Source organism: Neisseria sp. P0013.S005, assembly GCF_051958425.1.
Lineage (GTDB): Bacteria > Pseudomonadota > Gammaproteobacteria > Burkholderiales > Neisseriaceae > Neisseria > Neisseria subflava.
Genome location: NZ_JBQCVL010000004.1, coordinates 136,900 through 162,308 on the forward strand (window position 1 = coordinate 136,900; position 25,409 = coordinate 162,308).

General features: G+C 51.4%; 18 protein-coding genes. 8 read left to right on the top strand and 10 right to left on the bottom strand.

Features of this window, described 5'->3' with window-relative positions; translation table 11 throughout:
• Nucleotides 1-201: 201 nt before the first annotated feature.
• The 5 genes from parC to ACTHTA_RS05935 all read left to right on the top strand — a co-directional run bounded on the left by parC (nt 202) and on the right by ACTHTA_RS05935 (nt 7,369).
• Nucleotides 202-2,505 (top strand): DNA topoisomerase IV subunit A, encoded by a 2,304-nt coding sequence (gene parC, locus ACTHTA_RS05915; protein ID WP_308887644.1) that lies wholly within the window; start codon nt 202-204, stop codon nt 2,503-2,505.
• 69 nt (nt 2,506-2,574) lie between these two features.
• Nucleotides 2,575-4,161: a two-component system sensor histidine kinase NtrB gene (locus tag ACTHTA_RS05920; RefSeq protein ID WP_003686765.1), complete on the top strand. Its 1,587-nt coding sequence runs from the start codon at nt 2,575-2,577 to the stop codon at nt 4,159-4,161.
• Complete coding sequence (locus ACTHTA_RS05925; RefSeq protein ID WP_313971076.1) at nt 4,154-5,782, top strand: sigma-54 dependent transcriptional regulator; 1,629 nt, start codon at nt 4,154-4,156, stop codon at nt 5,780-5,782. The genes ACTHTA_RS05920 and ACTHTA_RS05925 overlap by 8 nt, the downstream gene beginning before the upstream one ends.
• A gap of 48 nt (nt 5,783-5,830) precedes the next feature.
• Nucleotides 5,831-6,583 carry a class I SAM-dependent methyltransferase gene (locus tag ACTHTA_RS05930; RefSeq protein WP_308887642.1) on the top strand — a complete coding sequence of 251 codons (753 nt, stop codon included), beginning with the start codon at nt 5,831-5,833 and terminating at the stop codon, nt 6,581-6,583.
• A gap of 102 nt (nt 6,584-6,685) precedes the next feature.
• Nucleotides 6,686-7,369: a 2,3-diphosphoglycerate-dependent phosphoglycerate mutase gene (locus ACTHTA_RS05935; RefSeq protein WP_003679823.1), complete on the top strand. Its 684-nt coding sequence runs from the start codon at nt 6,686-6,688 to the stop codon at nt 7,367-7,369.
• A 135-nt stretch (nt 7,370-7,504) separates the two neighbouring features.
• Here ACTHTA_RS05935 and ACTHTA_RS05940 read toward each other — a convergent pair whose 3' ends face one another.
• Nucleotides 7,505-8,296 carry a DsbC family protein gene (locus ACTHTA_RS05940; RefSeq protein ID WP_036473591.1) on the bottom strand — a complete coding sequence of 264 codons (792 nt, stop codon included), beginning with the start codon at nt 8,294-8,296 and terminating at the stop codon, nt 7,505-7,507.
• Nucleotides 8,297-8,431: 135 nt separating this feature from the next.
• On the opposite strand from ACTHTA_RS05940, the gene ACTHTA_RS05945 reads away from it, so the two are divergent.
• Entirely contained in the window at nt 8,432-10,621 is a 2,190-nt protein-coding gene (locus ACTHTA_RS05945) for a primosomal protein N' (protein ID WP_440364434.1), read from the top strand.
• 80 nt (nt 10,622-10,701) lie between these two features.
• Here the strand turns inward: ACTHTA_RS05945 and ACTHTA_RS05950 are convergent, their stop codons facing one another.
• The 3 genes from ACTHTA_RS05950 to ACTHTA_RS05960 form a co-directional block, all read right to left on the bottom strand.
• Nucleotides 10,702-11,376, bottom strand: a complete 675-nt coding sequence (locus ACTHTA_RS05950) for a hypothetical protein (RefSeq protein ID WP_440364433.1) — start codon at nt 11,374-11,376, stop codon at nt 10,702-10,704.
• 330 nt (nt 11,377-11,706) lie between these two features.
• Nucleotides 11,707-12,045, bottom strand: a complete 339-nt coding sequence (gene erpA / locus ACTHTA_RS05955; protein WP_003680162.1) for an iron-sulfur cluster insertion protein ErpA — start codon at nt 12,043-12,045, stop codon at nt 11,707-11,709.
• A gap of 132 nt (nt 12,046-12,177) precedes the next feature.
• Complete coding sequence (locus tag ACTHTA_RS05960; protein WP_003680158.1) at nt 12,178-12,864, bottom strand: S24 family peptidase; 687 nt, start codon at nt 12,862-12,864, stop codon at nt 12,178-12,180.
• A gap of 261 nt (nt 12,865-13,125) precedes the next feature.
• Here ACTHTA_RS05960 and ACTHTA_RS05965 point away from each other — a divergent pair, with 261 nt between their 5' ends.
• Nucleotides 13,126-13,401: a hypothetical protein gene (locus ACTHTA_RS05965; RefSeq protein ID WP_003748371.1), complete on the top strand. Its 276-nt coding sequence runs from the start codon at nt 13,126-13,128 to the stop codon at nt 13,399-13,401.
• 75 nt (nt 13,402-13,476) lie between these two features.
• Here the strand turns inward: ACTHTA_RS05965 and argC are convergent, their stop codons facing one another.
• The 4 genes from argC to ACTHTA_RS05985 all read right to left on the bottom strand — a co-directional run bounded on the left by argC (nt 13,477) and on the right by ACTHTA_RS05985 (nt 21,550).
• Nucleotides 13,477-14,523: an N-acetyl-gamma-glutamyl-phosphate reductase gene (gene argC / locus ACTHTA_RS05970; protein WP_308887640.1), complete on the bottom strand. Its 1,047-nt coding sequence runs from the start codon at nt 14,521-14,523 to the stop codon at nt 13,477-13,479.
• Between the two features lie 446 nt (nt 14,524-14,969).
• On the bottom strand, nt 14,970-16,691 hold the full coding sequence (locus tag ACTHTA_RS05975; RefSeq protein WP_308887655.1) for an ABC transporter ATP-binding protein/permease: 1,722 nt from the start codon (nt 16,689-16,691) through the stop codon (nt 14,970-14,972).
• A gap of 237 nt (nt 16,692-16,928) precedes the next feature.
• Nucleotides 16,929-19,148, bottom strand: coding sequence for a TonB-dependent siderophore receptor (locus ACTHTA_RS05980; RefSeq protein ID WP_308887639.1), 2,220 nt, complete (start codon nt 19,146-19,148; stop codon nt 16,929-16,931).
• A 194-nt stretch (nt 19,149-19,342) separates the two neighbouring features.
• Nucleotides 19,343-21,550, bottom strand: coding sequence for a TonB-dependent siderophore receptor (locus ACTHTA_RS05985; protein WP_308887638.1), 2,208 nt, complete (start codon nt 21,548-21,550; stop codon nt 19,343-19,345).
• A 551-nt stretch (nt 21,551-22,101) separates the two neighbouring features.
• On the opposite strand from ACTHTA_RS05985, the gene serB reads away from it, so the two are divergent.
• On the top strand, nt 22,102-22,932 hold the full coding sequence (serB, locus tag ACTHTA_RS05990; protein WP_308887636.1) for a phosphoserine phosphatase SerB: 831 nt from the start codon (nt 22,102-22,104) through the stop codon (nt 22,930-22,932).
• A gap of 71 nt (nt 22,933-23,003) precedes the next feature.
• Here the strand turns inward: serB and lpxH are convergent, their stop codons facing one another.
• On the bottom strand, nt 23,004-23,714 hold the full coding sequence (gene lpxH / locus ACTHTA_RS05995) for a UDP-2,3-diacylglucosamine diphosphatase (RefSeq protein WP_440364284.1): 711 nt from the start codon (nt 23,712-23,714) through the stop codon (nt 23,004-23,006).
• 153 nt (nt 23,715-23,867) lie between these two features.
• Nucleotides 23,868-25,253: a PIG-L family deacetylase gene (locus ACTHTA_RS06000; RefSeq protein WP_308887634.1), complete on the bottom strand. Its 1,386-nt coding sequence runs from the start codon at nt 25,251-25,253 to the stop codon at nt 23,868-23,870.
• Nucleotides 25,254-25,409: the final 156 nt, after the last annotated feature.

A 25,409-nucleotide genomic window follows, 5' to 3' on the forward strand; every position in this document is an offset into this window, starting at 1 on the left:
TTGATTTAAAACCAAAATGAAAAGGCCGTCTGAAACATGAAATGGTTTCAGACGGCCTTTTTTGTCGAAACGGATTCCATTTGCTGACCTGATTCGGTAAGCCTTATTGTCGCCGCACTACCGTTCATCACTCAAATTGGCTATGACTACCGATTTTGCTTTACAATATCCCCCTTTAATTTATTTCGTTTTACCATCCTGATGACAGAACACATTTCCGCTCCAAGCCCATCTCCTATCGGCGAAGACTACCTGCTGTTAGGTCAATACGCCGAACGTGCCTATCTCGAATACGCCATGAGCGTGGTTAAAGGCCGCGCATTGCCTGAAGTTTCAGACGGCCAAAAGCCTGTACAACGACGTATTCTGTTTGCCATGCGCGATATGGGTTTGACGGCGGGGGCGAAGCCGGTGAAGTCGGCTCGCGTGGTCGGCGAGATTTTGGGTAAATACCACCCGCACGGCGACAGTTCTGCCTATGAGGCGATGGTTCGCATGGCGCAGGATTTTACCTTGCGCTATCCCTTAATCGACGGCATCGGCAACTTCGGTTCGCGTGATGGCGACGGGGCGGCGGCGATGCGTTACACCGAAGCGCGGCTGACGCCGATTGCGGAATTGCTGTTGTCCGAAATCAATCAGGGGACGGTGGATTTTGTGCCGAACTACGACGGCGCGTTTGACGAACCGCTGCACCTGCCCGCCCGTCTGCCCATGGTGTTGCTCAACGGTGCGTCAGGCATCGCGGTGGGCATGGCAACCGAAATTCCGTCGCACAATTTGAACGAAGTTACGCAGGCGGCGATTGCGTTGTTGAAAAAGCCGACGCTGGAAACCGCCGACCTGATGCAGTACATCCCTGCTCCCGATTTTGCCGGCGGCGGTCAAATCATCACGCCGGCGGACGAATTGCGCCGGATTTACGAAACCGGCAAGGGCAGCGTGCGCGTGCGTGCGCGTTACGAAATCGAGAAGCTGGCGCGCGGACAATGGCGCGTGATTGTGACCGAACTGCCACCGAACGCCAACTCCGCCAAAATCCTTGCCGAAATCGAAGAGCAAACCAACCCGAAACCGAAAGCGGGCAAAAAGCAGCTCAACCAAGACCAGCTCAATACCAAAAAGCTGATGCTGGATTTAATCGACCGCGTGCGCGACGAGTCCGACGGTGAACATCCCGTGCGACTGGTGTTCGAACCGAAATCCAGCCGCATCGATACCGATACCTTCATCAACACACTGATGGCGCAGACTTCGCTGGAAGGCAATGTGTCCATGAACTTGGTGATGATGGGGCTGGACAACCGCCCCGCGCAGAAAAACCTGAAAACGATTTTGCAGGAATGGCTGGATTTCCGCGTCGTGACCGTCACACGTCGTCTGAAATTCCGTTTGAACCAAGTGGAAAAACGGCTGCACATCCTCGAAGGCCGTCTGAAAGTCTTTCTGCACATTGATGAAGTGATTAAAGTCATCCGCGAATCAGACGACCCGAAAACTGATTTGATGGCGGCGTTCGGGCTGACCGAAATCCAAGCCGAAGACATTTTGGAAATCCGCCTGCGCCAGTTGGCGCGTTTGGAAGGTTTCAAACTCGAAAAAGAATTGAACGAGTTGCGCGAAGAACAAGGTCGTCTGAATATTCTTTTGGGCGACGAAAACGAAAAACGCAAGCTGATTATCAAAGAGATGCAGGCGGACATGAAGCAGTTTGGCGACGCGCGCCGCACGCTGGTGGAAGAAGCCGGGCGCGCCGTGCTGACACAAACCACCGCCGATGAACCCATCACGCTGATTCTGTCGGAAAAAGGCTGGATACGCAGCCGTGCCGGACACAACCTCGATTTGAGCCAAACCGCATTCAAAGAAGGCGACCGCCTCAAACAAACCCTTGAAGGCCGTACTGTTTTGCCCGTCGTCATCCTGGATTCATTGGGCAGAACCTACACGCTCGATGCCGCCGAAATCCCCGGCGGACGCGGCGACGGTGTGCCGGTTTCATCGTTAATCGAGCTGCAAAACGGCGCGAAACCCGTCGCCATGCTCACCGGACAACCCGAGCAACATTACCTGCTCTCAGGTAGCGGCGGCTACGGCTTCATCGCCAAGTTGGGCGATATGGTCGGACGCGTGAAAGCGGGCAAAGTGGTGATGACCGTGGACAGCGGCGAAACCGTCCTGCCGCCGATTGCGGTTTATGCCTCTTCGCTCATCAACCCCGACTGCAAAATTGTACTGGCAAGCAGCGACCACCGCCTCTTGGCGTTTTCCATCGGCGAACTCAAAGTCATGTCCAAAGGGCGCGGTTTGCAGTTGATGTCGCTGGCCGATGGTGCATCTTTGGAACACATTATGGTGACGACCTCTCCTGAGTTTACCGTTGTATCGGTCGGCCGACGCGGTGCAGAATATCAGGAAAAACTGCGTATTGCCGATATTGACGGCAAACGCGGTAAAAAAGGCAAGGTATTGGAAATCTCAGGCCATCTGAAAAGTTTGTCCTGAAACAAGAACAAATATATCTAAATAAATTAAATTTATACGACATTGCATGATAATAAAAAAGGTTCACTTATGAACAGAGCCAATCTTCAAGAACTGGGTAATCTGAGGGAGCGGATTCCCGGTGTAATCAACATTGCCCGAATAGCCATCGTCTTACCGCTTTTGGTTTTGCACGCGTTCGGCAGCTACACAGGCGGCAACCTGATTGGCGTTTCGTTGCCGGACGTTGCGTTTTATATCTGGGTAACGCTGTATTTCTTCCTGATTATGCTCTCCGTGTTCCGTCCGGACTGGCAGTGGCAGTCTTTGGATTTGCCCAATGCCAGCGCCGTGGTCGACATCACCATGATGATGGTTTTGGTGTATATCTCCGGCGGTACGGCTTCCGGTTTCGGGATTTTGGTTTTGCCGTTTGTTGCTACGTCGTGTCTGCTCAGTTATGGCCATTATCCCATGCTGTATGCAGGTTATACGGCAATGTTGTTTATTTTGAACCTGTTTTTAGACGGCAGTATGCGTTTCGATTCGTTTAATTGGGACGCGAAATCAATGGCGAATTCTTTGATGCTGATCGGCGCAGGCTATCTGGTGGCAATGTTGACATCGTTTGCCGCCCGTTATTTGGAGCAGGCTACAGAGTCCGCCAGCCGCCATCAACTGGCATACCGCCGTATCAGCGGCTTGAACCATTTGGTTTTGAACCGCGTTCAGGAAGCGGTTGTGGTGATTGATGCGACCCAACGCGTGTGGCTGTTTAACAAGCAGGCAAAAATCTATTTCCCCAGTCTGATTATCGATCAGCAGGAAATCGTGTTTGGCGAACTGGTCGCACGCTGGCAGCGTCAACCCGACAAACCTTTTGAAACCGATATCCATATTTTCCAACACGCCATGCACGTCCGTGCCGTTCCGCTGATTCAGGAGCAAACCGAGCTGCTGATGTTGTACGTCCGCTCATTGCGTGAAGTGGCTGCGGAGGCCATGTCCACCAAGCTGACTTCGCTCGGACAGTTGACTGCCAACCTTGCCCACGAAATCCGCAACCCGATGTCCGCCATCCGTCATGCCAGCGATTTGTTGCAAGAGGGCAATGAGGCAGACGCGCTCAAGGCCAAGCTCTACAACATCATCGACAGCAATATCCAACGCATCGACAAGATGTTGGAAGACGTATCCCTGTTTAACAAACGAGACAACATCAGCCGCCAGCCGATTAATCTGATGAAATTCTGGTTGGAGTTCAAGCAGGAATTTACCTTGAACAATCCCGATGCCATCGGCTGTCTGCGCATGAATATGGACGGCAACAATCTGACCGTATTGGTCGATCCTATGCACTTGCAGCAAGTGATGTGGAACTTGTGCAACAATGCGTGGCGACACAGCCGTCAGGACGAAAACGCCATTACCGTCCTTATCCGCCCTAGCGGCAGGATGCATATTTCCATCGTAGTGGCGGACAACGGCAAAGGCGTGCCGCCTGATGTACGAAATCATTTGTTCGAGCCGTTTTACACTACCGAAAAACAAGGCACCGGCTTAGGGCTTTACGTCGCACGCGAGTTGGCACACGCCAATATGGGGCAGCTGCATTATCACCCTGAAATGAATGGGTTTGAATTGATTTTACCGAAGGAGCAGGCGCGGGATGAATAAATTGCAAGAGCCGGTTTTGGTTGTTGATGACGAGGCAGACATCCGCGACCTGATGGAAATGACCCTGATGAAAATGGGTCTGCGCGTCGATACTGCGGCTGGTGTTGAAGAAGCCAAAGACAAGCTGGGCAACAACGATTATTCGCTGGTGCTGACCGATATGCGTATGCCCGACGGCTCCGGCCTCGAGGTTGTCCAATACATCGATGAGTTGATGCTCGACACACCCGTCGCCGTGATTACGGCCTTCGGCAATGCCGACCAAGCCGTTGAAGCCTTGAAAGCAGGGGCGTTTGATTATCTGCAAAAACCGATTACGCTGTCGCAGTTGCGTTCATTGGTTAAATCGGCAGTATCGGTTTCAGACAATACTACCGAACCCACGCCGTCTGAAAAAGTCAAATCGCAGCCTGCGCCAGTTTCTGCCGCCCTGTATAAACCCGAACCTCAGCCGGCCAAGCCTGTTGTTACGCCTCCTAAGAGCGTACAGAGTGAATTTAACCGGCCTTTAACTGTTCCGGAAGGACTCAATTCCTTAAAAGAGCGTTTTTCGGCCGGTAACATCAATCCTGCTCTGCAACAAGACGCACCTATATTGGAAGGCGAGGACGATATGCCGCGCCTGTTGGGCACCTCGCCGCAAATGGTCGAAGTGCGCCACCTGATTCGCAGATTGGCCCACAGCCTTGTTCCCGTTTATATCTCCGGCGAGTCCGGTACGGGTAAAGAGCAGGCGGCGCGCACGATTCACGAACTGTCCGACCGTGCCGACAAACCGTTTATTGCCGTCAACTGCGGTGCCATTCCTGAAAACCTGATGGAAAGCGAATTTTTCGGTTACAAAAAAGGCAGCTTTACTGGCGCGGATCAAGACCGTTTAGGTTTTTTCCAACATGCTGACGGCGGCACTTTGTTCCTTGACGAAGTTGCCGATTTGCCGCTTGCCATGCAGGTCAAACTCCTGCGCGCCATTCAAGAAAAAGCCGTGCGCCGTATCGGCGATGCGCGGGAAACCTCTGTGGATGTGCGCATTATTTGTGCAACCCATAAAAACCTCGAAGCCTTGGTTGAAAGCGGCGCATTCCGTCAGGACTTGTATTACCGCCTCAACGTAGTCACCCTGCACATGCCGCCTTTGCGCGAAATGCGCGAAGACTTGGGCGTGCTGATTTTGTATCTGCTGTACAAACACCGTCACGGCAATCAAACCTACAAACTCAGCCCGAAAGCCCAAGAAGCCCTGTTGCATTACAGCTATCCCGGCAACTTCCGCGAGTTGGAAAACATCCTCGAACGCGCCGTCGCACTGACGGTCGGCCAAGTGATACAAGTGGATGACTTGCAGATTCAAAACGCCCCACAGGTTAAGGCTGAACGCAGCGGCTTCTCTTTTGACGATATTGCCGAACCTGACGCACGCGAAACTACACTCAATCACAGCCCGATTCCGCCGTTTGATCCGCGGACCATGCAGATACAGGATTACCTCGACCAAGTGGAACGCAGCATCATCGAGCAGGCTTTGCAGCAAACCCGTTACAACCGTACCCAAGCCGCCAAACTTTTGGGCATCAGCTTCCGCTCTATGCGCTACCGCATGGAACGCTTGGACATCAATTAAAACGTTCAGACGGCCTGAGTTTTCAAGGCCGTCTGAAACATAAGCCTTATGTACAAGATTTATTTTGACGAAACTTCATCTACCGAACTTTGCAGCCTTGCCGCGCCTTTCGGGCTGACCGTTATCGACCGGCAGCCTGAAGAAGGCAGTTTCCTTATCGCTGACGAAAGCGGAATCAGCTTGTGCCGCGCCGGTGAAAAAGGCCGTGTCCGCGTTGATTTTGATGGAGGTGCCGCCCATTATCGGCGTACTAAAGGTGGAGGCGAGTTGATTGCCAAAGCCGTTAACCACACTACGCAACCGACTGTCTGGGACGCTACCGGCGGACTGGGGCGCGACAGTTTTGTGCTTGCCTCGTTGGGTTTGAATGTGCAAACTTTTGAACAAAATCCCGCCGTTGCCTGTCTACTTTCAGATGGCCTCAACAGGGCAGGCCAAAGTGAAGAAACACGGGAGATTGCCCAACGCATTACTTTGCACTTCGGCAATGCCGTTGATTTAATGCAAGAATTGGCAACGCAAAAAGGCAGGCCCGATGTGGTGTACCTAGACCCAATGTATCCGGAACGCCGCAAAACCGCCGCCGTGAAAAAAGAAATGGCTTACTTTCACGACTTGGTCGGCGCGGCACAAGACGAAGCCGAGTTGTTGGACGCAGCGTTGAATACCGCCAAAAAACGCATTGTCGTCAAACGCCCGCGCTTGGGCGAATTTCTCGACGGGCGCAAACCTGCTTATCAATACACAGGCAAAAGCACACGTTTTGACGTTTACCTTCCGACAAGGCCGTCTGAAGACTAAAAGCAAACTTGCAACATATCAAAAGAAACCGCCGGCGTTATCAGCGCGGCGGCAAAGTATGATATAAATACCCTTTCCCAAACTTCATTGGAGCAAACTATCATGGAATTAGTATTCATCCGTCACGGACAAAGCGAATGGAATGCGAAAAACCTTTTCACCGGCTGGCGCGACGTCAAGCTGAGCGAGCAAGGTTTGGCAGAAGCCGCGGCAGCAGGTAAAAAGTTGAAAGAGAAGGGCTACGAGTTTGACATCGCCTTTACCTCCGTTCTGACCCGTGCCATCAAAACCTGTAACATCGTTTTGGAAGAATCCGACCAACTGTTTGTTCCACAAATTAAATCATGGCGTTTGAACGAGCGCCACTACGGTCAGCTGCAAGGTATGGATAAGAAACAAACCGCAGAAAAATACGGCGACGAGCAAGTCCACATTTGGCGCCGCAGCTACGACACCCTGCCTCCGCTGCTGGATCCTAAAGATCCTCACTCCGCCCACAACGACCGCCGCTATGCCAACCTGCCTAGCGATGTCGTACCTGATGGCGAAAACCTCAAAGTTACCCTCGAGCGCGTCCTGCCTTTCTGGGAAGACCAAATCGCTCCGGCCATCTTGAGCGGCAAACGTGTATTGGTTGCGGCACACGGCAACTCCCTGCGCGCTTTGGCCAAACACATCGAGGGCATTTCCGACGAAGACATCATGGGCTTGGAAATCCCAACCGGTCAGCCGCTGGTGTACAAATTGGATGAAAACCTGAAAGTGATTGAAAAATTCTACCTGTAAGGTAAAGGGAAAAAGGACGTGTTGGACACATCCTTTTTTATATTTGTCTGTTTTGAGGCCGTCTGAAGGCAGTTGATGGCGGGCAACATCAAAAAAGGACGCGTAAAGCGTCCTTTATGGAGATTAAACCCTGTATTACTGGTTTTTCTCGATGATTTCTTTGAGGTGGGGCATAGGGCTGTAACCGCTTTGGCTGCGGCCGTTAGGGAAGACCACGGTTGGTGTACCGTTGAAGCCGAATTGTTCGCCCAACGAAGTGGTTTCTGCAACAGGGTTTTCACAGTTTGCTTTGCCGCTTGGGAGCTTGCCTTTGCGCATCCAGTCGATCCATGCCTGGGTCGGATTAGGTTGGCACCACAACAGCTCGGCTTTGCGCGCGGCATCAGGGTGCAGGCTTGGAATCGGCATCATGAAGGTATAAATCGTGATGTCGGTCATTTTTTCAAACTCATGTTCCAAGCGTTTGCAGTACGGGCAGTCCGGATCGGAGAAAACAGCGACTTTCAGTTTGCCGTTGCCGCGTACTTCTTTGATGGCTTTGTCCAAAGGCAGGGAAGCGAAGTCGATTTTGTTCAAATCGGCGGCGCGTTCTTCAGTCATGCTTTGGCGCGTGTTGACGTTGATGAGGTCGCCAACGAGCATATAGTCGCCTTTGGCATCGGTATAGATGATTTGTTTGCCGCTGACGACAACTTCGTAAATGCCTTTAATCGGTGTTTCATTGACGCTCAAAACTTTCAAATCTTGGGCGGCATAGACTTTTTCCAAACGCGCTTTCAAAGAAGCAGCAACGGATTTGTCGGCAGGCGCTTCCGCTTTGGCAGCAGGGGCAGGCGCCGCGTTGGCATTGGATACGGCAGGTTGACCGCATGCCAACAAAGGAAGGACGGCAAACGGTGTTAAGATTTTGATTAACTTGGTTTTCATGCGAGAGACTTGCGTGTGTTGAAAGTAAGGCATTGTATCAAACCTCTGTCATGTCTGCATTGTACTCAGGCTCAAATTATCGTCTGAAAATAGCTTTCGGCTGTTAAAATACGAAAAAATAATTTGATTGTTTGTATGTTCTATCACCGTATTGCCGTAAACGTGCCGCTTTCAGACGGCCTTTTGACTTATTCCCATTCCGAGCCGCTTCCTCCGGGAACGCGGGTGCTTGTGCCTTTTCGCAATAAAACCGTGGTCGGGATTGTGTGGGAAACGGATATTGCGCCCGATATGGATGCGGCGCGGATTTTGAGTATTCAGACGACCTTTTCGGACGAGCCGCCGCTGCCTCAAAACTGGCGTGATTTGCTCTCGTTTACGTCGCGTTATTACCACTATCCGACGGGGCAGGCGGTGTTTGCCGCGCTGCCGCAGGGTTTGAAGGAAACGCGCGCGGTGGAAATGCCGCAGCCGCCGTTGTTTTACGCGCTGAACGAAGCGGGCAGGGCGCAAACGCCGCCGCCGGCGCGGTTTAACAAAAAAGCGGCTTTGTGGGATGCGCTGCTGTCGGGCGGGATGACGATGGCGGCGTTGAAGCAGGTGAACGCGCAGGCGGCGAAGTTAATCGAAGATTGGACGGAACAGGATTGGATTGAAACGACGGAAGCGGCGAAACCTGTATTGAGGTCGTACCACGGGCAGGCTTCGCACTCTGAATTTGTATTAAACGCCGACCAGCAGAAGGCTTCCGATGAAATTCAGACGGCCTTTGGTAAATTTCAGCCGTTTTTGCTGTACGGCATCACCGGCAGCGGCAAGACCGAGGTGTATTTTGATGCGATGGCGAAAGTGTTGGCGCAGGGGCGGCAGGTGTTGTTTCTGTTGCCCGAAATCAACCTCACGCCGCAGCTTTTGAAGCGGGTGGAAAACCGTTTTGCCGACGTGCCGACCGCTGTGTTGCACAGCCAAATGGCGGCAGGCAGGCGCACGCAGGATTATTTACGCGCGATGTTGGGGCAGGCGAAGCTGGTGATTGGCACGCGGCTGGCGGTGTTCACGCCTTTGCCTGATGTCGGGCTGATTGTGGTCGATGAGGAACACGACGGCTCGTTCAAACAGGACAACGAATTGCGCTACCATGCCCGCGATTTGGCGGTGTGGCGGGCGAAGCAGAGCGGCTGTCCCGTCGTCTTGGGCAGCGCCACGCCCAGCTTGGAGAGTTGGCACAAGGCGCAAAGCGGCGCGTACCGCCTGCTGCAACTGACTGAGCGCGCTCATGCTTCAGCACAACTGCCGCAAGTGGAAATACTTAATGTAGGCCGTCTGAAACTCGACAACGGCTTCTCGCCGCAAGCCTTGCAGCTTTTGAAACAGAACTTTGAAGCGGGCGGTATGTCGCTGGTGTACCTCAACCGGCGCGGCTTCGCGCCCGCACTGTTTTGCGGCGACTGTGGCCATACCTTCGGCTGCCCGAACTGCTCCGCCAAAATGGTGCTGCACCAACGCGCCCGCCAACTGCGCTGTCACCACTGCGACCACCGCGAACCCATCCCGTACAAATGCCCCGCCTGCGGCAACCAAGACCTGACCGCCGTCGGACACGGCACGCAGCGCGTCGAAGAAACCCTGCGCGCCTTCCTGCCCAAGGCAGCCGTCGTCCGCGTCGACAGGGACAGCACCGCGCACAAAAACGGCTGGGCGGATTTGTACCGCCGTATCGCCGACAACGAAATCGACATTTTGGTCGGCACGCAGATGCTCGCCAAAGGCCATGATTTCGCGCGGCTCAACCTCGTTATCGTGTTAAACGCCGACGGCAGCCTGTACAGCGCGGATTTCCGCGCGCCGGAAAGGCTGTTCGCCGAGCTGATGCAGGTGTCCGGCAGGGCGGGGCGTGCCGACAAACCCGGCAGGGTGTTGATACAGACCCAACTGCCCGAACATCCCGTCTTCGCCGCCGTCAAAGCGCAGGATTACGCCGTGTTCGCCGAAAACGAATTGAACGAGCGGCAAATGTTCGCCATGCCGCCCTTCGGTTTCCAGACCGCCGTCCGCGCCGACGCGCTGCGTGTTGCCGATGCGATGGAATTTCTCAACGCCGCCAAAGAAACCCTTGCCCCGCTTTTGCCCGAAAGCGTCTCCCAGTTCGGCGCCGCCCCTATGCTGATGGTGCGCCTCGCCGAACGCGAACGCGCGCAAATCTTCCTCGAATCTCTGTCCCGACAGGATTTGCACCGCGCCGTGAGTTTGTGGGTGCAGGTATTGCAGCAAAACCGCGACGGCAAAATCCGATGGTCGGTGGATGTTGATGTGCAAGAGGCTTGATTGAAATGGTTCAATCAATAAGGAAATAAAAGGCCGTCTGAAAATCTGTTTTTCAGACGGCCTTAAGTTTTGAAATCAGTTTAGAAGAATTTTGCAGCGATATAGCCGAGTGCAAGCAGGCTCAAAACGGCGAATACGATAGCCATTGTAAGCAGAAACCGTGTTTTCTTCCTCGCTGCAAGTGCGGCCAGCTCAGGATTTTGGCCTAACTCTTTGCGTAATTGGGATTCCAATTCGGCACGGATTTTTTTGCGCAGTTTTTTCTCTTCCTGCTCACGTTCATATTTGAGCTTGTGGGCAATTTCGGTTTGTTTTTTATGCTCGAAAGAGATTCTTTCCTGCCATTCAATGCGCTTGCGCTGGATGGCAAGCTCATTTTTTTCTGTCAAATCAAAGTGGCAGGTTTTACATTCCTGTGAATCTAGTTCGTCAATAATCGTCATGCAGACGGGGCATTGGATAGGGTCGGGAGTGTTGACTGCCAATACGGCTTCTTCTTCAACCGCTTCCAATTCCATAGCCTGACGGACGATCACGTCCAAACCCAAATAGCCGAAGTAATGCTGCGCATTTTCTCGCTCGTCTTGGGTGCATTTCTCGGCCACAATGGCTTGCGGACGCGCGGTCAAGGCTTGAATCAGGCTCTCAACTTCGTTTTCGGGCAGGTTTTCATACAGGCAGGCATGGATGCGCTCCCTATCCGTGTTCGGCGGATAGGAAACGTATACGTCGAAAAATTTTTCTTGTTTGCTCATTGATATCCCATGAGTATTTCGACTGCGTCAACCAAATGGGTTTGGCCTAAGGTTTTGTTATTGTGTTTGAGCTGTCTTGGCTTATGATACGAGCCAGAACAGAGGCTGCAGTCTCAGGCAGACCAAGTACGGTTTGCCTTTGTGTCGTTAATCGGCTGGACAATAATTTTTTATTTATATGGAAATATGCATGTCCAATGTTATGTCTATTGCAGAGTAAATATTCACGCCCGATATTATAAGGTAAATCTAAAATTGTTTAAAATAAATTCACACAAAAGGCCGTCTGAAGATACAGATGGCCTGTTTTTTGTGGCAAAAACGGACTGTTTATACGGAGAAGGACGAACCGCAACCGCAAGTTGTCTCTGCATTCGGATTGCGGATGACGAATTGAGAACCTTGCAGGCTTTCAGTGTAGTCGATTTCCGCACCAACCAGATATTGGTAGCTCATCGGGTCAACCAAGAACGTCAGGCCGTTTTTCTGGATTTCAAAATCGTCGTCGTTTTTGATTTCATCAAAGGTAAAACCATATTGGAAGCCAGAGCAACCGCCGCCGTTGACGAATACGCGCAATTTCAAATCGGGATTGTTCTCTTCGGCAATCAGGTCGGCAACTTTGGTGCAGCAGCTGTCAGTAAAGATAATAGGGCTTTCGTCTGACATGATGTGATTCCTTTTATATGAATATTTTTACTATTGTCGCGCAAACCGTTAGTCAAGGCAAGTTTGTGCAGACAGGGTCTGCCAGCTTACATGGAGGGCATGGCAGAAATTTCAAGCATCAGTATGTCAGATTTAGATACTTCTGCCAAACCATTCGACACGGCCGATGATGGCAACGTCGTCGGTTGGGTTTTTCAAGTCGATTTCAAAAGTAGGGTAGGCTTCGTTGGCAGAAATGACGTTGACGATGCCGCCGGGTATCAGTTGCAGGCGTTTGACCAAAAGGTTTTCGTTGAGGCGCAAAACATAGAGGCCGTCGCGCGGCGTGGTTTGGCCGTGGTTGATGAGGATGGTGTCGCCATCATTCAGCACGCCTTCCATCGAGTCGCCTTTGACTGAGATAACGGAAAGGTTTTTGATGTCGCGCGTTACATAATTTTCAATCCAATAGCGTCGGAACGCCATGGCGAACATGGGTTGCTCATCGCCGACGAGCTGACCGTGTCCGGCCGCGGCTTGGATGTCGTAACGCGGTACGAAGACAAATTCGTCTATATCGACAGGGTTGCCCAGTGTGTCGGTTGCCGTGGCTTTTGGGGCTTCGGAATCAGGGAAGGGAGAACCTTCGCCTGTCAAAAGCCAGTCTATGCTGCAGCCTTTAAGTTGTTTGATTTTTTTTAGCGTTTCCGATTTCGGCAGACCGCCTTCGTTCCAGATACGGCTGAATCCGGCGATGGTCATATCGATGTCGGCGGCAATTTTGGCTTGGCGGGCTTCATCTTTCCATAAGAAAGCCAGGCGGTCTTTAAAGGTATCCATGTTTATGCCTTTATGGAGGTATGTTTTTTATATAGTTTGGACGATTTGAGTGTATTTTACCTTAGTTTTTATAAAATTGTAAGAAAAAAATTACTTCATCTAAGAAAAAGTATTGCATATTCTATTTTTCCTTAGTATTATTCGTTTTGTCTTAGATGAATCGATATTTCTAATTTTCTATTCGATTTTTCTTAGTTTAATTTTATTTGGTTTAGTTTTTCTGATTTAAACCTGCTATATGATTATGATGAGAGGTGTGAGATGACTCGTTCGCGTAAAAATATTTTTTGGGTGCTGCTGGCGTTGGTACTGGGTTTTTTTGCTCTGCCTTTCGGATCTTCGGAGGCGCATGAGGCGGACGGTAATCTGACGGCTTCGGAATGCGAACGCTTGGGCAGCTTGAGTCTGGATCAGATGGACGGTAGGCTGCTGGCTTTTGCCAAAGAATGCGATATGGTGGAGGCTACCCACGATTGGGAGCAACAGTACGGCAACTTGAATGAAGAAGAAATGCTTGCCGGCGTGGTGTATGAGTAATGTTTGTGAATGAATTGATAAAGGCCGTCTGAACGATCAAAGTTTCAGACGGCCTTGTGTTTTTAAAAGGATGGCTTAAGGCATCAATGGTGCATTAGTCAGGCCAGTGGTTGCATGTAGGCCGAACATGATGTTCATATTCTGCACGGCTTGACCGGCTGCGCCTTTAACCAAGTTGTCGATGACGGAAAGAACAATCCACACATTGTCTTGATCTGGCGCTTTTTGAACGCTGATACGGCAAAGGTTAGCACCGCGCACGCTGCGGGTTTCAGGTGTTGAACCTGAAGGCAAAATATCGACAAAAGGACTGTCGCGGTAGTATTCGCGCAGCAAGGCTTCAGGATCAGTATGTTCTTGCAGGTGCAGATACAGGGTAGCGTGCATGCCGCGTATCATCGGAACAAGGTGTGGCACGAAAATCAGGCCGTCTGAAACATGGTCTTGCAGTCCGGACAGGGTTTGTCGGATTTCAGGCAGATGGCGGTGGCCGCCGACACCATAGGCTTTGAAGTTGTCGCCTGCTTCGCACAATAGGGCGTGGGTGCTGGCTTTGCGGCCTGCACCGGAAACACCGGATTTACAGTCGGCAATCAGAGGAGCGTTGGCTTTCAGACGGCCAGCCTGAAGCAGCGGCAATAAGGGCAGGGAAACGCAGGTAGGGTAACAACCTGGATTGGCCACCAGCATGGCTTTGGCGATATCGTCTTTGTGAAGTTCGCACAAGCCGTACACTGCTTGGGAAACGAGTTGCGGCGCGGCATGGGTCATTTTGTACCATTTTTCCCATGTGGGGATGTCTCGGATGCGGAAGTCGGCAGACAGGTCAATCACGCGTATGCCTTTTTCCACAAGGGCCGGTGCTTCTTTCATGGCTACGCCGTTGGGTGTAGCGAAGAACACGAGGTCGCAACGGCCAAGCCCTGCATCCTCGGGTGTTTGGAATGTAAGGTCGTAAATACCGCGCAGGCTGGGGAAGTAGTCGACAACCTCAATATCGGCTTCGCTTCGGCTGGTGACGGCAGTAACTTCTGCGTTAGGATGATTGCTGAGCAGGCGTAACAATTCAACGCCTGTGTAACCGGTTGCACCGACGATACCAATTTTAATTTTTGTGGTCATGGTGTGGCTCCTTTGTAGGGTAACAATGCGTTTGATTATATAGTAATTAATTGCCGTCGGTCAGCGGTGCTTGTGCCAAGCTTTGCAATAGAGGGTTAAACAGGCCGTCTGAAATATGGGATTAACGATATTGAAGAGAGGATTTCAGACGGCCTGAAAGTTTGGGAAAACGCGGTTTGCGGTTTTATTTGACTATAGATTTGAGATTGATATTTTTTATTTATAGTCAGTATTTTATAAATATTCTAGGCCTCGTGTTTTGAAAACCTTTTATATTTCGTCTTTATCCTATTCATACAAACACAAAATAAAAACGCAAAAAAACGCCCCCGGGTTGGAGAACCGGAGGCAAGTATCCAAGGAGTAGCTCTCATCAATAAGAACTAGTTACTTAGTACTATATCCCTTGTTAAAATTGAATGCAAGCGTTTTGCACATTTTAACATTTAAATAATTTTTTCATTCAAATTCAGTGAGCTATCAAACAGGGCTTGAATCTTGGGTTGGTGGCTAATACCGATGACCAAAGTATCGGGCAAATGTTGCTTGAGGGTCTGCATCAACATCAGGGCGGATTCGTCATCGAGCTGGTTGGTGGCTTCATCCAGGAACAGGATTTGCGGTTTGTGCAGCAGTGCGCGTGCGAGGCTGAGGCGTTGCTGCTCTCCGCCGGAAAGGATGCCGTGCCATTCGTGTGAAGTGTCCAAATCGTTCATCAACGTGTGCAACCGACCCGTGGGGCTGCTTAAGCCGACTTGTTCCAAAACGGTTTGAATCAAATGGTCGTCTTGGCAGGCCGTATAAGGGTAGCTGACAGTTTGACGCAATGTGTCCGCAGGCAGGTAAGGGCGTTGTGGGAAGAACAGGCGGCTACCTTCGAGGGCGAAGTTGCCTTGGTAATACGGCCACAAGCCTGCGAGGGCGCGCAGCAGGGTGGATTTGCCGATGCCGCTTCTGCCTTCAAGCAATACCCATTCGGGAGAACGGGCTTGGAGGTGAATATCAGTAAGCAGGGGGCTGCCGGTTTGGGTGTAGACGGTGAGGTTTTGCAGAGCGAGGGTGCCGCTGTGGCGGCGGTTATTTAAAGTTGGGGCAGATGCGGACGTTGAGCGGGCGGCGCTTCTGCCTTCTTGTTCTGCTTGTTCCAAGGCCGTCTGAAAACCGGAGAGGCGTTCGACGACTGCCGCCCATTCAATCAGGCGACGGTATGCGTCAGTAAACCAGCCGAAACTGTCTTGAACGCGGGCAAACGATGTGCGGGTCTGCATCATGTCGCCGAAGGTCATGGTTTTGGCGAGGTACATGGGCAGGGTGGCGAGGATGGGGATGAAGATACTGATGCGGACATAGGTCGCCCAGAAGGTTTCTTGGCGGAATTCGCAGTTGGTCAACCGTCGCCAGTTGTCGCGGATGCGGAGGTAGCGCTGTTTCAGACGGCCTGTTTCGGCTTCGCCGCCGTTGTAGAAAGCAATTTGTTCGGCATGATCGCGTACGCGTAAAAGGGCTGCGCGGTAGTCGGCTTCGCGGTGCTGGCGGTCGATGTTGAGGTTTTTGAGTTTGCGGCCGACAAGATGGGCGATGATGGTGCTGAAGATAGAATAAATCAGTGCAACCCAAACAAGATAGCCGTAAACGGTAATGCTGTATCCGCCGATGTTGAAAGTCTGTACGCCGGAGAGCGTCCACAATACGGCGACGAACGCGCTAAATTTGGCAATATTATTGATGAAGGAGAGGAACAGTCCGATGCTTTTGTCGGCGAGGAGGTAGATGTCTTCGGCGATGCGCTGGTCGGGGTTGTCGGGTTCGCCGATCAGGCGCAGGCGGTAGTGTTTGTGGCCTTCGAGCCAGTTTTGCTGGAATTGTTCGGTCAGGTGGGTGCGCCAGCGGAAGATGAGGCGTTTTTGCAGCCAGTTGCCGCAGACGATGCAGCCGATAATCATCGCCATGTAGCCGAGGTATTCAACGATGAGCGAAGGCATAGATGCGCCGTCAAACGCTGCCAGTGCGTCGTAGAAACGTTTGTCCCACGCGGCTATCCAAACGCTGATGGTGATGGAGAATAGGGTAAACCCTATCAAAACGGCGAGCATCAGCCATTGGAGGCGGCCGTGTGCCCCCGACCAAAAAGGGCGGGCAAGGTAAAAGAATTTTTTGAGGATGTTCATGGATGGTGTGTTGGTACAAATAACGGGAGGTCGTCTGAAAATCTGCATCGGCGGGATAACGGTATCAGACACGCTATCCGACGCTTTTGTTTCCTGATGGGTTTTAGACGACTGTTTGCAGATGTTCAAATGAAAATACCGATGCCGTCATGTCGGTATGAACGGGTATGACGGCAGGGGTAAGAGGTCGTCTGAAAGCCGGATTGTGTTTTCAGACGACCTCGCTTCATACAACGGCTACATCTTCCACTTGAAGTTCAAGGTTACATTGCGCGGCTGTCCGTAGAAATGTCCTTGGTAGGTAGCGCGGTGGGCATAGCTTTCGTAATAGCGTTTGTCGGTCAGGTTGTCGACTTTCAGGCTGAGCTTGGTGTGTTTGGAGGGTTCGTATTGTACGGTTGCATGCCAAACGGCGTAACCGCCCAAATATTGTTTCTCTCCGTTCACTATAATCGGGCTGGATTTGCTTTGGACGTTCACACCTCCGCCCACCGTCCATTTGTGCGCCGCACCGGGCAGGCGGTACATGGTATTGAGGCGGAAGATATGTTGGGGCGTGTGCTGGCTGAAATCGACCCCGCGACCGTTGCGCTCTGCGGTTTTGGCGGCAGCAGTGGAGGTATAACGCCTTTTGTTGAAGGTATAGCCCGCAAAAATCTGCCAGTCGTCGGTGATGTTGCCGGCAATTTCGGCATCAATACCGCGGCTTTCCATGCGTACAGGCGTGTAGATGGCGCGGTCGCCGCGTACCCAAGGACGGATATTGCCCGTTGCAAGGTCTTTACCCAACCATGTATCTGTGGGTTGGTTGTGTTTTTCGGTTTGAAACAAGGCGAGGGTGGTGTTCAATTTATTGTTGTTCCACGCGCCTTTCCAGCCGATTTCGTAGCTGTTGCCCATTACAGGCGGCAAGAGCTTGTCATTGATGTCGTAATAATCGCCCGAGTATTTGAAAATGCTGGTGTAACTTGCATATAGGTTTTGTTGCGGGGTGATATCGTAGGTAATGCCTGCGTAGGGGATGAAACGGCCTTTTTTATAGTGGCTGTCGGGGGTTTTCATCCATGACAGATATTGTGATTGCCGCCAGCGGCTGTAACTTGTGCCGAGCAGGATGTGCCATTTGTCGGCAATGTTCAGGCGGGTGGCTATGGTCGCCGTGTGGGTGTCGGGAACGGTTTTACGAATTTCGAGATTGCGGGTCGTGTTCCAATCAGGTTTGGCAATTTCATCACCCGTCCAAGAAAAAACAGGATAGTTGCCATCTTTCAAGGGTGTGCCTCGCCACATATTATCGAATTTTTCTTTGGTGTATTCATAGCCCGCGTAAAACTCATGTTCGCGGCCGAACCAATCAAATTTTCCTTCTAAATCGCTTTGCACAGTCCATTGACTGTTGTTGCGGTCGCTTCTGCCAGTATAACCGTCACTCAATGTGCCTGCGGGCGAAATATTTTGCCGCTGCGGGACGTAACCATATTCGGTAACGGATTTGTTGCGGCGGTAATCAACGGAAGTGGTCAGATTCCAACGATCGCCGAAATAGTGCTTCCATTCGGCGAACATATTGGCTTTTTTGTAATCAGCACGATTCCAGTTCGCACCCAAATAGCTGTCGCGCGGCAATCGTAGGTCGCTGCCGTCGGGATTGGCGGGCAGTCCGAACAGGGAAGGTACATCTTTTTCACGGTGGTACATCGCACTCAACGTCAGCATATCGTTTTCCCCGACTTGCTTGTCGATAACGCCGTAAATGATCCCTTTATTGCCGTCGCTGTTTTTACGCCAGCTTTTGTTTTTTTCAAGTACGGCAACCGCGCGCCCGCGCAAGCCATTGTCGCGGCTGAGGAATCCCGATACGTCGGCGGAAGTGCGCAGCGTGCCGAAGCGGTCGGCGGTTGCATCAAATTCAAGCAGCGGCGCAGCGGTCGGGCGTTTGCGGATGGCGTTGATGCTGCCGCCCGGCTCGCTTTGCGCTTTACGCAGACCTGTTGCTCCGCGCACGACTTCGATGTGGTCGTAAAGCGCGGTGTCGGTCAGTTGTTTGGCATCGTGCGGATTATTGCCGCACATGGTACAGACAGTCGAATTGACGCCGTCTTCGCTGATCTGCGCGATGTCGAAGCCTCTGGATTGAAAGCGGGTTTGGAAACCCTGTTTGTAAATATTCAGCCCCGTGGTGGTTTTCAATGCGTCTTCCAGCGTGGTCGCGCCCGAATCGTCCATCTGTTTGCGCGTAATGACGCTGACGGATTGCGGCGTGTCTTTTGGGGAGATCGGCAGGCCGGTGGCGGTGGACATGACCGGCACGGTATAACTGTCGCGCGAAGCAGTACGGCTTTGTCCGGTTACGTTAACGGTGGGCAGGTCAACATGTTCCGTCCGTTCGGTGGTTTGGGCGGAAAGTTGCAGCGGGACGGCGGCAAGCAGGTAGGCATAACGAATCGGATGGTTCATCGCAGCTCCTTTAGGTGGGGGTTAAGAGGTTTTTATGGAAAAAGGGGCTGTCTGAAAACTCAAACAGCAGTTTTCAGACGACCCCTTACGTTTACAACAACGGCAATTGCTTCCTGTCTGTCAGGATCAGGTCGGGTAGATTGCCGAATATGATTTAGTTATTGTTTTTTTTTAATTTTGCTACCGCAGACGGACTACATCTTCCATTTCAGGCTGAACACGGCATTGCGTGGTTCGCCGTAGAAGTTGCCGCTGTTGGCGGCACGGCTGTATTGGTTTTCGTAGTAGCGTTTGTCGGTCAGGTTGTTGACTGCCAGCCCCAGTTGCAGGTTTTTGCTCGGGCGGTATTGGACGTTGGTGTTCCAAATGGTGTAGCCGCCTTGCTTGATGGAACCGTAGGAATTGGCGGTTTTGCTGCTGCTCTTTACCCCCAACCCGACCGTCCATTTGCCGTCATCAATCGGCAGGATATAGCTGGTGTAGAGGCGGAACATATGTTTCGGCGTATGGCTGCTGAAGTTGTAGCCTTTTCGGCGAGATTCAACATTGCCGGTAACGCTGCTGCGGTTGGTGCTGCGGTTGAAGGTGTAGCCTGCGTAAACTTGCCAACGGTCGGTCAGGCTGCCGGAAATTTCGGCGTCCAAGCCGCGGCTGCTTTGGTTGAGCGGTTCCCAATAGGCGTGCGGTTTGGCATTGACGCGTTGGTTGTTGTTGTCTTTGTCGGTGCGGTAGAGGGCGACTGAGGTGTTCAGACGGCCTTCGTTCCATTCGCCTTTCCAGCCGAGTTCGTAGTTGCGTCCTATAATCGGAGGCAGCAGGTTGTCGTTGTAGTCGCGGTTCATCGTTTGTTTGAAGATGGATGTATAGGCAGCGTAAACGCTTTGTTTAGGCGTGATGTCGTAAGTGATGCCGGCATAGGGGATGAAGCGGTTGCGTTTGAGCGAGTCTGATGAACCTGCTACCCCGTCTTTGAGGTTGCGATCCCAATAGAAGTCGCGTTTCCAGCTGGTATAGCGTCCGCCTGCGATGATGTGCAGTTTGTCGGTAGGATTGATGCGCGCGCCCAAACCAAAGGCATGGGTAGTATAACGGCCGTCACCGCCACGGGCTTTGGCTGTGGCGGAATCCCAATCGGGTTTGGCTTTTTCGCTGCCGTTAAAGGCATCTGCGTCATAGGTACTGCTGTCATCAAACCAGCGGTTGCTTGAGTTCACGTTCTCTTTGGAATAGCTGTGCATGAAGAAGAGATCGTGATTTTGGCCGAAAGCAAAGATGCGGCCGGTCAGGTTGTTTTGGAAAGTGAACTGGCGGTTGCCAGCATCGTAACGGTCGAAGCTGTATGTGGTCCCCAGACCGTCTGTGCCGATGCCGTTACCTGTGCCACCCAGCGTGTAATATTCTTTTGAACTGGTGTTCTTACGCCAGTCCAACTTGCTGCTCAGTTTCCAGTTGTCGTTGAAATAATGTTCAAACTCGGTAAAAAGATTGTATTTTTTCAGGCGGGCTTCGTTCCAATCCGCACCCAGATAGCGGCTGCGTTTCCACTCTTTGCCGTCTGCACGCATAGGCAGACCGTCCGGATCGGGTGTTTCGGTTTGGTTGAGATAGCTTGCGCCCCAGGTAAGTTTGCTGTTGTCGCCGATGTCTTTGTCCATCACGCCATACAGAAGGACGTCGCGGCCGCCGGATTGGTCTTTGAAGGTTTTGTTGCTGCCAACCGAGCCGACAAAGCGTCCGCGCAGGCCGTGTTCTTGGCTTAAGGTGCCGGATGCATCAAAGACGCTGTTTACTTTGCCCCATGAGTTTGCCATCAAATCGGCGGAAAGCTGGCGTTTTGCAGTCGGCTTTTTGCGGACGGCGTTTACCGTGCCGCCGGGTTCGTTGTTTGCCTGTGTCAAACCTGCCGCACCGCGCACCACTTCAATGTGGTCGTACATGGCCATATCGGTTGCACTGGTCGGGTCACCGGCCGGGCCGCCTAAGCCGAATCCGCCGGGAGAGCCGAGTTGCGTGGCAATGCCGTCTTCTTCAAACTGTTCAATAAAATAGCCGCGCGACATGAAATGCGTGCGTCCGCCGCTTTTGAAAACATTGATGCCCGTGGCGTTTTGCAACGCACCTTCTAAGTCGGTGATGCCCTGGTCTTCAATTTGTTTTTTAGTAATGACGCTGACAGATTGGGGAATTTCCCGCGGAGAGAGCACCAGCCCTGTGGTTGAGCGCAAGGCGGATACTGTGTAGCTGTTTTGGCTTTCAGTGCGCAGGCTTTTGTTTTTACCCACTACGGTAACTTGTTCCACTTCAGCCTGTTGTACCTCTTCGGCAGCTTGTGCAGCTTGGGGTAATGCAGCAAGGCAGAGGGCAAGTGTGCTCAGTTTGAATAGTTTCTTAGAATGATGCATTTTATGAGGTCCTTAATAAAGAAAGGTCTGTTTGTTTTTAAATATTGGCAGCAATATCTGTTTAAATTGAGCCGTTATTTTTTATAAGCCGTTTTGTTTTAAAAATTAAATATAAATCCTCGAATCATTTTATTTGATTCAATTTTAATATTGTCAAACCATCGGGTCAAAAAAAGGTTGCCATCGGAAAGGGAGCCGTTGGCAACGAATGGAGGTGGTAATGCAATGAAAGCTAGATATAAGGGGTAGTGCCAAACTAGCCATAAAGAACTATATCGAAACTGTAAGAAAAAGCAATAACAAGTTATCTGTTACTTGCAAAGTTTTTTAAACAGCTTGTCCTAAATCAAATTTTTGAGTCATGACTTGTTTAGTTGATGCAGGGATTGGTATTGGTGGCTCTAGTTGAATTGTTTACAGGCCGTCTGAAAATTGCCGGGGTTGTTCGGCTATAATGCTGTTTTGGTTTTTTAAGGCCTTTGCAAAAATACGGTTTCGTTGTTTTAAGCTGGATGTGGTTTGTAAAGGTTTTGGGGTATGAGGAGAATGAGATGAAGAAAATTTTGGTGTTGCAACATGGGGATTTGGGCGCATGCGACTGGTCGGCGTTTGGCGGTTTGGTGTCTGCGTCATCAGAAAAGTCGGTGTTGCGCGTGCCGGTTGATGATGATTTTGAATTGACGGAAGAGATGCGTGCGGCGTTGATTGCGCAGCAGATAGATGGCGCGGTGTTGCCGGATGTGGCTTTTGCTGATTTGGGACTGATTGTCAGCGATATGGATTCGACGCTGATTACGATTGAGTGTGTGGATGAGATTGCGGCCGGTGTCGGGCTGAAAGATGAGGTGGCAGCGATTACGGAGCAGTCGATGCGCGGCGAGCTGGACTTTGAGCAGTCTTTGCGTAAGCGTGTGGCTTTGCTAGCCGGTTTGGACGAGCGCGTGTTGGAAGAGGTGTACGAGAATGTGTTACAGCTATCGCCGGGCGCGGAATTTTTGTTGGAAGAGTGCAAACGGAATGATGTGAAGTTTATGCTGGTGTCGGGCGGGTTTACGTTCTTTACGGAACGCCTGCAACGGCGTTTGGGCTTGGATTTCCATTTTGCGAATGTGTTGGAAGTGGAAAACGGCAAGCTGACAGGCCGTCTGAAAGGACGGATTATCGATGCGCAGGCTAAGACGGATTTATTGCGTGAATATCGTGAGCGACTGGGTTTGGCTCCGTGGCAGGTGGTGGCGGTGGGAGATGGTGCGAACGATATTCCGATGATACGGGAGGCGGGGTTCGGCATTGCTTATCGGGCAAAACCGAAAACCGAAGCGAATGCGGATGCGTGTGTGCGCTTTGGTGGTTTGGAGCGGATACGCGGTTGGTTTGCGTAAACCGTTTGAGGATGTTTGTCAGTCAGGCCGTCTGAACAATCGGGAAACCGGTTTTCAGACGGCCTGATGTTTTATAAGGCGATAAAACGGTAGCCTTCGGCATCAACTTCGAGAATGGAGGCGTAATTATCGCGCCAGTCGCCGAGTACAATGCGGGTGTAATCGGCGTTGCGATGAATGTTTTCGCGGTGGGTATGACCGTGGATGAGCAGGGGCGTGTGGAAGCGTTGGACGGTTTCGTGGGTAAAGGCTGGATTGACGTCCATGATGTCGGCGGTTTTGTGTTGTTTGTCCTGTTTGCTTTGCTTGCGGATTTTGGTGGCGATGTTCAGTCGGAGTGTGAGCGGCAGGAGTAGGAACAGGCGTTGCAGCCATTTTTGATGGACGGTACGGCGGAATTTTTGATAAGAATGGTCATCGGTGCAGAGGGTATCGCCGTGACAGAGTAGGGTGGGTGTGCCGAATAGGTCGATCACGGTGTATTCGGGCAGTAAGGTCATGCCGGTATCGCGGGCGAAGGTTTTGCCGATGAGGAAGTCGCGGTTGCCATGGATAAAATAGCAGGCGACGCCGCGCTCGGTCAGGCTGCAGATGGTTTGTTTGATGGTTTGAACCAAAGGGCTGTTTTCGTCATCGCCGATCCAAAAATCGAAAAGGTCGCCGAGGATGTACACGGCTTGGGCATGGACGGCTTTTTCTTGGATAAATTTTTGGAAGAGTGCAGTCAGTTGGGGGTGGGATTCGCTCAGGTGCAAATCGGCGATAAAGTAAATCGGCATGATGATGTGGGGCGTATGGGAAGGGTTTTATTATAACTTGGGTTGTCGCGTTTGGATTTGGACTTGGTGTTTTTCGTTTGTAATGCGGTGATTTTGTTGTTTTGATTTGGTGTGATAAAGGCCGTCTGAAACATTTTTTCAGACGGCCTTTATGGTTTATTGGGCTTTGCCCTGATAGGTGATTTTTTTCAGCGTCTCTTCTTGGTACAGATCGGTAACGGGGACGCTATAGAAGAATTCGTTGCTGCGGACAAAGCGGTTGACCAAGTCTTTGTCGAGATGGAGGATGTGGTGCCGCAGTTTGTTTAAGCCTTTGAATATCATGGTGCTCCAACGCATATAGCCGTCTGAATTGGGGCGGATGTCGTTCATGGCGTCCAGGGCAAGAAGTTTGCGGTTTTGTTCTTCTTTATCCAAAGGATGGGAATAGATGCCTTGGAAATAAAACGGCTGTTCGGCAAGCGGTGGCAGGCTGAGGGAAGAGCCTACTTTGCCAATTGGGAAGTCGTCGCTCAGATAATGTATGGTGTGCAAAAATAGATTGCCGCGGCGGTAATTGATTTTGCGCAGGGCTTCGATGGCGGCCAGCGTTGTGTGTTGGTGGTCGGGATGCGTGTCAATATTGGGAGAAGGCGACACGATAATGTCCGGCTGGAATGTTTCTATCAGATAGCCGAGATTGTCCACCAAGCTGTTCCAGGTTGAGCCGGGCTTGAGTTGTTGCGCCAATGTGGAGGTGTTGGCACGGCGGAAAATATCGACGTCAGCCGTATCGATTTTGGTCGATTTAATCTCTTTTTCCGGATTTTGGCGCATGGCGGTCAATGTGCTGTCGAAGTAGCCCAGTTGCAGGATGTTTTCAGACGGCACGCCGGCCAAAAGGGGGACGGTCAGGCTGTTCCAAACACGCATCCGACCTTTTTGCAGATATTGGGCCTGAGTGTCGCAGTCGCACGTGCTGTAAAGGTTACCATAGTGGAAGCTGCCACCTTCGCTGGCAGTTAAGGTGCAGATCATTGAATTGGCGGCGTGTTTTTCATACAAACCGTATGCGCTGAGTTCAGCATCGTCAGCATGGGGTGCGAGGACAAGGATTTTTTTGCCGTCGAGGTTTTCACGCGGATAAACAGAGAGTTCGATTTCTTGGTCGGGCAAGGTTAGGTATTTGCCTTCCAGGCGGATGGTTTTGTCGCTGTCGGAGAAGGTATCGCTCAGGTTGATATAGCGCACGCCTTTTGCGCCGTATTCGAAATATTGCTTCCATTTTCCCTTAGATGAAATGGTTTCAACAAAAGGCAATACCAGCAATCCTGCCCAAGTGGATTTGATACGGAGTTTGGCAATAACGGTATCTTGCCCGCGGATAGTGGCGGGCAAAGTCAGGCTGCCACCCTTGAGGGTAGCATGCGCGGTAGAGGGGAGGGAGGGATAGTTATAGTCTTGGTGTGTGTTGTAGGCAAACTGTTTTTTATGAATAATTGAAGTAATAATAAACAATGTAACAAAAAAAGTCAGTATCAGCCCCGTTAGTATTAGAAACATTGTCAGGTTCCTTTATTGTATAACAGCTATGATATTGCTTGCGAAGACTATTTGTTTGTTTTTATTACAAACGGTTAATTTTCACACTCTAACGTCATTAAAGTAAACGTTTAAAATAAAACAGTTTGCGGTTGATTATATATATATAAACGACCA